The organism is Maribacter sp. 2-571, assembly GCF_050589625.1.
GTDB lineage: Bacteria > Bacteroidota > Bacteroidia > Flavobacteriales > Flavobacteriaceae > Pelagihabitans.
Genome location: NZ_JBNGOP010000032.1, coordinates 48,982 through 56,062 on the forward strand (window position 1 = coordinate 48,982; position 7,081 = coordinate 56,062).

Here is a 7,081-nt window from a genome sequence, read left to right on the forward strand (position 1 = left end):
TCTGATGGGGGTGCAAAGATACTATTATTTTGGTAATTGCCAACACTGTTTGGGGAAAATAGCCCCATAACATAAGCGCACAAAGGGAATGGTCAACGGTTTTTAAATAGCAACTTCGGTATTTTGGTCGTCCGCCGGCGTACGCTTATCGTCTTACCTTTTGTTTTTGTAGCGGATTTTCGGTGAGTACGGCATATTCCCGTCTGTTTTTAACGATTTGAACGGCCGCAAAAACCGCCTCTTTGAACGAACTGTGATCGGCCGTACCTTTTCCGGCAATTTCGTAGGCGGTGCCATGGTCGGGCGAAGTACGTACTTTGGAGAGTCCGGCGGTATAGTTGACCCCTTTGCCGAAGGACAGGGTCTTAAATGGAATGAGCCCCTGATCGTGGTAGGCCGCGAGTATCGCATCAAATTTCCGGTACATGTCCGAACCAAAAAAGCTGTCCGCCGAATAGGGGCCAAAAACCAGGTGGCCGGCATCCGACATTTCTCGGATGACCGGTTTTAAGACCGTGTCGTCCTCTTTTCCGATCACGCCGTTATCGCCACTGTGCGGGTTAATGCCCAATAAAGCAATTTTGGGGCGGCGGATTCCAAAATCCATGGTCAGGGATTTTTCAATGGTCCTTACCTTCGTGCGTATCAGGATAGGATTGATTGCGGCAGGGGCATCCTTAACGGCCACATGGTCGGTCAGCAACCCTACTTTAAGGGCCTCGGTTATCATGAACATAAGGCTTTCCCCTTCAAGCTCCTGTGCCAAATAATCCGTATGTCCCGGAAAAGTAAACGTCTCGGACTGTATGTTGTTTTTGTTGATTGGTGCAGTCACCAACCCGTCAATTGCGTCGGTCTTTAAAGCAGCGACCGCCGCTTCAAGGGATTGTAGGGCAAAAGCGCCCGCTTCCTCCGTTGCTTCCCCGAACTGTATTTTCGGCACCTCTTTCCAAACGTTTACCACGTTCAATTTTCCGTCCAATGCCTTTGCCGCGTCGGGAATGCCATGGTAATTAATGTCGAGCTTTAGGGCATTCTTATGAAAGGAAACGGTTTTGTTGGAGGCAAAGATGATCGGGGTAAAAAAGTCCATCATCCGGGCATCTTCGAAGGTTTTTAAAATTACCTCACAACCGATACCGTTTAAGTCGCCGATCGATATGCCTAGCTTTATTTTCCCGTTTTCATCCATGATTATCTGTACCTTTGCACCATTGCTATAACGGCGGCCTTGGCCCGCAAAATTACTTAAATTCTTCAGAAGATGTTTACAGGTATAATCGAAACTTTGGGTACGGTCGCCGATTTGAAAAAGGACGGGGGAAATTTGCATATTACGGTAGCCTCCGCGCTTACCGGTGAATTGCAGATCGATCAGAGCGTTTCGCACAATGGGGTCTGCTTAACAGTGGTCTCCTTACAGGAAGGTACCTACACCGTAACGGCTATTGAGGAAACCTTGAACAAGACCAACCTTTCCGAACTGAGGAAGGGCGATACGGTAAATTTGGAACGTGCCATGATTCTAGGTTCCCGATTGGACGGGCATATCGTTCAGGGCCACGTAGATCAGACCGGAACCTGCACGGCGATCGACATGAAGGATGGCAGCTGGATCTTCTCCTTTGTTTATGATGACAAATTGGGCAACCCTACCATAGAAAAAGGATCAATTACCATTGATGGTACGAGCCTTACCGTAGTCGGTTCCGGAAGCAACACCTTCAGTGTCGCGATCATCCCGTATACCTATGAGAATACCCGCTTTAATACCTATAAAGTAGGTACGGTGGTCAACTTGGAGTTCGATGTTATCGGTAAGTATGTTGCCAAATTACTACAATTAAGATAAGCTCGGCGCCAGTGCTTATTTTTCATAAACATACCGTTGTAGCAACGCCAGCGATGCGTGTTCCAATGCCTTTTCGTGTGTGGCCTCGAGGATGAGGTTGGGTGCTTTCCCCGCTTTTTCGGCCTCCAGCCATCGCCGTATGCAAAGGCACCATTGGTCGCCGGCCTTTAACCCCGGAAATTGCCAATAGGGTTTGGGTGTAATCAGGTCGTTGCCCCTGCTTTTCGAAAATTCCAAAAAAGCATCCGTCATGATCGCGCACACCACGTGCGTGCCTTGGTCTTCGATGCCCGTTTTACAGAACCCATCGCGATAAAACCCGGTCAACGGTCGGTAACAACAGGCCTCCAGGGAAGTTCCCAATACATTTTTAATAACTGTTTCCATACTCTTTTTTTCTCGTGCGGACGTTTTTAGGCCCTTATGCCATTTCAAACTTACAATGGTATTCGTTTCATGTTGCTATTGGTCGGTAGTGAACAAAGTTGGTATCAAGGTGCATCCATACCGCAGTGGGTATTGTAAAAATCGACGACCTCAAAGGCATAACGAAACGTTTTGTCCTCTATTTTGGCAATCAACGGGGCGCAGTCCGCAAAGAAGGGTAACATACCATTTCCGGTGTTAAATTACCCATTAAAAATTGTTCTTTTCCGTGTATGCTTCAAAATAAAATCGAACCATAGCTACTGCTATGCTTGGATTTTCTTTTTCGCCTACCCAAAAAATCCCTGGTTTTTATTTGAGTAATTTAACACCGGAAATGGTATCAAGCGTTTTCGCTTTAAGCCTAAAATTCCTTGGGTCGCCCTTACAACCGTGGGCTTCCCTTTTTTCTAAAGTAATCGATTTCCATCGGTTCTTCTTCTCCCTGAACCTCAATTTCGTCAATGTAATGAATAAGGTTTCCCTTTGCCGCGACCCTTATAAATTGCTTTTGTCCATCCCCTTCAACACTCCTTAAGTGCTCCGTTAGGAAGGTACTTTCCCTGGACAGCCAAATACGCTCATAAACACGGTTTCCCATCTGGTATGCAATAATATCTTTTGGGCCAAAGCGTTTTTTGCCCCTTTTCCCTTTAAACCTGATTTTGGTATAGACCTTCCCAAAAGGAGGGGACTTTCGATTTTTGATCGTTCCAAAAAGGGTGTCCTTGGCATTGGTTACCACCCAACCTTGCCCGTCCGATTCTTGCGCCACGGACTGGCCGGGAAACAGCGACCATAGCGCTAGTACGCTCAAATAAAGGGTTACAGTAGTGAAAGGCGCTTGTTTCAATTGTTTTGATCTAAACTTTTATAAAAATAGCACGTCGGTACAATACATAGGCCAATAGGGCGTAAAACGCAACTACCGAAAGGCCATAGAGCAAAGAGGATAGTTGTAGCGATATGCCGTTATGCACATAAACCGTTTCAAAAAGCCAGGCATGTAACGAACGATCACCAACCGGGATCATGCCCATAAGTTTGCTGATAAAGCTGGATAAAAAGTAGAGCAGTATGGCGTTTGCCCCTGCGTACTTAAAAATACTTCCAAAGGATATCCCTTTTACGTCAGTCAGGTAATAGATCAGGGCCAGTACCAAGTTGGCCCAGCCAGCGGTAACCAGAACAAAACTGCTAGTCCATAAGGCCTTGTTTATCGGAAAAACGATATCCCAAAGATGGCCGGTAAGCAGTAACGCCCCGCCCAAGCCCATTAAAATGGTGGCCTTTTTTGGTTGTTCCGAGGTAATAATGCGCCCGGTAAATGTGCCCAACAGCGCGCTTACAATAGCCGGTATGGTGCTCAAAAAGCCTTCGGGGTCGTAGTCGGGCTTGTAATTGTGCGTGCCAAAAAGGGTGACATCCAAATAGTTCGCCAAATTGTTGGGCGCCCGTTCCAATGTAGAGGGCGCGCCGTTTACGGGAACCAGTTCCATAAGCCCCCAATACCCGACCAACAATACCACGGACACGCCTAGCAGGGTTTTCCATGGAAGGTTGATAAACAGTATGGCGGTAAAAAAGAAAACGATGCCGATGCGTTGCAGCACGCCGGGAAAACGGATGTCGGCAAAATCCTTTACAAAAGGAAAACTTAGGGTGAAGGCCCCCAGAAAAATACCCAAGAATAGTAGTTTAGCGGCCCGCACCGTTATTTTCCGGTAGGTTGTCCCATTTACCGACCTGTTTTGATAGGAGAACACAATGGAAGTGCCTACAATGAACAGAAAAAATGGAAATACCAGGTCGGTTGGGGTGTACCCGTGCCACTTGGCGTGCAGCAAGGGCGCATATACGTTCGACCAAGTGCCCGGGGTGTTGACCAAAATCATGAGTACGACGGTCATGCCCCTAAAAATATCTATGGAAACGATTCTATTTTTCATGTGAAATCGGTTTATATCCTGCTATGGGGCCAAGGGAACAACATGCTATTTATGCCCTGCCCAAATGACCCGGAAGGGGCTCAAAACCCTTGCTCTAAAGAAGGGTTTCCTTCATGCCGTTCCACACCTTTGCCAATAATAGTCCGGAAACGACCACTGTTATCGAAAGCCCTATGGCCAAGGGGTAATTGCCATAAATCCAGTTGCCGGTAGCGAACATACAGCAATACACCAGTACACACCCCAACAGCATGGCCAGGATGCCCGAAGGAACCGACCATTTTTCCCGTCCCTCAACTATGGACCGACCGTTTTTCTCGGCTTTTTCAACGGTCTTTTTCCATCCCGGACCGCCAGGTTGTATTTTTTGATAAAAATGTTCCAAGGTTTCGTCCGACTCCGGTTTGGTCAAATAGGTGGTCGCCAACCAAATAATGGTCGTAAGCAATACTACGAGGGGAAATTTGCTCCACTCGGGAAAAGGTGCTCCATCTTCCAAAAAAAGAACCTTTTCAAAATTCCAGAACAGCAATGAAATAATACCTGACGACAGCATGGCAACAATTTCGCTCCAGGCATTGATGCGCCACCAGAACCATCGTAGAATAAATATGAGCCCCGTTCCAGCCCCGAACATAATAATGATATCGAACAATTGTGTGGCGTTCGTCAATTTTAGGGCGAACAGCGCGCTAAGGACCATAAGTACCACTGTAGTGATGCGCCCTACGCCCACCAGTTCTTTTTCCGAGGCGTTCGGCTTTATCTGTTGTTTGTAAAAATCGTTGACCACATAGGAAGAGCCCCAATTCAAATGGGTAGAAATGGTGGACATGTACGCGGCGCCCAACGAGGCCATAACAATGCCCAAAAGCCCGCTGGGCAAACGGGTAAGCATGGCGGAATAGGCCAGATCGTTCCCTAGTTTGCTTTCTTCGATATTCGGGAAAGCCTCTTGAATACTGGCAATATCGGGGTATACGATGAGCGAGGCCAGCGCGACCAAAATCCAGGGCCATGGGCGCAATGCGTAATGCATGATATTAAAGAAAAAAGTGGCCCCTATGGCGTGGTTTTCGTTTTTGGCGGCCAACATGCGTTGGGCAATATACCCGCCACCGCCGGGCTCCCCGCCCGGATACCAAGCGCTCCACCACTGTACGGCCAAAGGGATGATCAAAATGCCCATAAGTGCCTCCGTATCGCTAAAATCCGGTAAAATGTTCATTTTTTCCTGCACGGTCTCGTTGGCGACGAGTTTGGAGAGTCCGCCTACCTCGGGTAGGTTTACCAAATAGATGGCGGCCCCTACGGCCCCTACGATAGCCAGAAAAAACAATAGAAAATCCGTGTACACCACACCCTTGAACCCACCGATTGCACTAAAGACCACGGTAACGCTACCACCGATAAGTACCGTTTCCAAGGGGGTCAGCCCCAACATTACCTGTCCTATTTTTATGGCGGCCAAGGTTACTGCCGACATGGCCAGTACATTGAATACAATACCGAGGTATAAAGATCGGAAGGCGCGTAAAAAATGTGCGGGCTTTCCGCCATAGCGCAAGTCGTAGAACTCCATATCGGTAGCCACATTGGACCTGCGCCATAATTTCGCATACACGAAAACGGTAAGCAATCCGGTAAGTAAAAAGGCCCACCAGCCCCAATTGCCCGAAACCCCGTCCGTTCGCACAAAATCGGTTACCAGGTTCGGGGTATCCGTGGAAAAGGTCGTCGCGACCATGGAAAAACCGAGCAGCCACCAGGGCATGGTCCTTCCGGATAAAAAGTACTCCGAAGTATTTTTCCCCGCCGATTTGGACACCAGAATACCGATGACCAGAACAACTGTAAAAAACCCGATAATAATGGAATAATCTAAGGTCGTAAGATTCATGTTTTGGCCGTTGGTTGTTAGCTAAAGATAAATATTTTAGGATACATTTGCCGAACAACCCAAAAACTTCACAAGTGCTCTCTTTTTTAGCGACCGACATATTGACTTTTTCTTGGGTATTGGCCCTTACGGCGGCCGTGGTCATCGGTCTTTCCAAAGCGGGAATTAAAGGTATCGCCATCGTAAACGTAACCTTGATGGCGGTCGCTTTTGAGGCAAAGGAATCGACCGGTATCGTGGTGCCCTTGCTTATTTTTGGGGATATTTTTGCCGTAATCTATTACAACCGTCATGCCAACTGGAAATACATCGCCCGTTTTTTACCCTGGATCTTGGTAGGCATGCTCGTGGGAGTACTCGTGGGCAACGATTTGGAGGAGTCGACATTTAAAATAGGGATGGCCGCAATTATTTTGATCAGTGTGATCATGATGTATTGGTGGGACCGTAGAAAATCGAAAAAAGTACCGACCCACTGGCTTTTTGCGGGAGTAGTGGGTACCATGACGGGGGTGACCACAATGATCGGTAATTTGGGCGGGGCCTTTAGCAACCTCTACTTTTTGGCGATGAGGGTTCCAAAAAACGAGTTTATAGGAACGGCCGCCTGGTTGTTTTTGATCGTAAACGTACTCAAATTGCCCTTACATATTTACGTGTGGAAAACCATTACGTTGGAAACCTTTTTGTTCGATCTAAAACTGATTCCCGGTATTGTATTGGGAATCTTTTTGGGCGTAAAACTGGTGACCAGGATCAAGGACGATTTTTATCGGAAAATGATCTTGATCCTGACGGCATTAGGGGCCCTGGTCATCTTTTTTCGGTGAACCGCTGCTGCTACTAGGGAAAATTTCTGCCGTCAACGATACTACTAAACTAGGGCGTGTTAACACAAAATAGGTATCTTTGTTAAATGGAATTGACGGATACCCAATTTGAAACGATCAGCTC

The 7,081-nt window shown here is 47.3% G+C and carries 7 protein-coding genes; 2 read left to right on the forward strand and 5 right to left on the reverse strand.

Annotated elements, in window-relative coordinates; genetic code table 11:
• Nucleotides 1-145: 145 nt before the first annotated feature.
• The gene (gene pdxA / locus ACRD7P_RS18390; RefSeq protein WP_430909170.1) at nucleotides 146-1,192 is read right to left on the reverse strand and encodes a 4-hydroxythreonine-4-phosphate dehydrogenase PdxA; all 1,047 of its coding nucleotides are present in this window, start codon (nucleotides 1,190-1,192) and stop codon (nucleotides 146-148) included.
• Nucleotides 1,193-1,264: 72 nt separating this feature from the next.
• Here pdxA and ACRD7P_RS18395 point away from each other — a divergent pair, with 72 nt between their 5' ends.
• A complete protein-coding gene (locus ACRD7P_RS18395; RefSeq protein WP_430909172.1) occupies nucleotides 1,265-1,852 on the forward strand; it encodes a riboflavin synthase in 588 nt (195 codons plus the stop codon).
• A 15-nt stretch (nucleotides 1,853-1,867) separates the two neighbouring features.
• Here the strand turns inward: ACRD7P_RS18395 and ACRD7P_RS18400 are convergent, their stop codons facing one another.
• The 4 genes from ACRD7P_RS18400 to ACRD7P_RS18415 form a co-directional block, all read right to left on the reverse strand.
• Nucleotides 1,868-2,239, reverse strand: coding sequence for a DUF2237 family protein (locus ACRD7P_RS18400; protein ID WP_430909173.1), 372 nt, complete (start codon nucleotides 2,237-2,239; stop codon nucleotides 1,868-1,870).
• A 424-nt stretch (nucleotides 2,240-2,663) separates the two neighbouring features.
• The gene (locus ACRD7P_RS18405) at nucleotides 2,664-3,131 is read right to left on the reverse strand and encodes a hypothetical protein (RefSeq protein WP_430909174.1); all 468 of its coding nucleotides are present in this window, start codon (nucleotides 3,129-3,131) and stop codon (nucleotides 2,664-2,666) included.
• Between the two features lie 10 nt (nucleotides 3,132-3,141).
• On the reverse strand, nucleotides 3,142-4,227 hold the full coding sequence (locus ACRD7P_RS18410; protein WP_430909175.1) for an acyltransferase family protein: 1,086 nt from the start codon (nucleotides 4,225-4,227) through the stop codon (nucleotides 3,142-3,144).
• 94 nt (nucleotides 4,228-4,321) lie between these two features.
• Complete coding sequence (locus tag ACRD7P_RS18415) at nucleotides 4,322-6,127, reverse strand: sodium:solute symporter family protein (protein WP_430909176.1); 1,806 nt, start codon at nucleotides 6,125-6,127, stop codon at nucleotides 4,322-4,324.
• Between the two features lie 74 nt (nucleotides 6,128-6,201).
• On the opposite strand from ACRD7P_RS18415, the gene ACRD7P_RS18420 reads away from it, so the two are divergent.
• A complete protein-coding gene (locus tag ACRD7P_RS18420) occupies nucleotides 6,202-6,957 on the forward strand; it encodes a sulfite exporter TauE/SafE family protein (protein WP_430909177.1) in 756 nt (251 codons plus the stop codon).
• Nucleotides 6,958-7,081 lie beyond the last annotated feature (124 nt).

What these genes read in the sequence shown, in the direction of transcription:
- ACRD7P_RS18415 (WP_430909176.1), bottom strand. Translation starts at nt 6,127, where the DNA reads ATGAATCTTACGACCTTAGATTATTCCATTATTATCGGGTTTTTTACA.
- pdxA (WP_430909170.1), bottom strand. Translation starts at nt 1,192, where the DNA reads ATGGATGAAAACGGGAAAATAAAGCTAGGCATATCGATCGGCGACTTA.
- ACRD7P_RS18395 (WP_430909172.1), top strand. Translation starts at nt 1,265, where the DNA reads ATGTTTACAGGTATAATCGAAACTTTGGGTACGGTCGCCGATTTGAAA.
- ACRD7P_RS18410 (WP_430909175.1), bottom strand. Translation starts at nt 4,227, where the DNA reads ATGAAAAATAGAATCGTTTCCATAGATATTTTTAGGGGCATGACCGTC.
- ACRD7P_RS18400 (WP_430909173.1), bottom strand. Translation starts at nt 2,239, where the DNA reads ATGGAAACAGTTATTAAAAATGTATTGGGAACTTCCCTGGAGGCCTGT.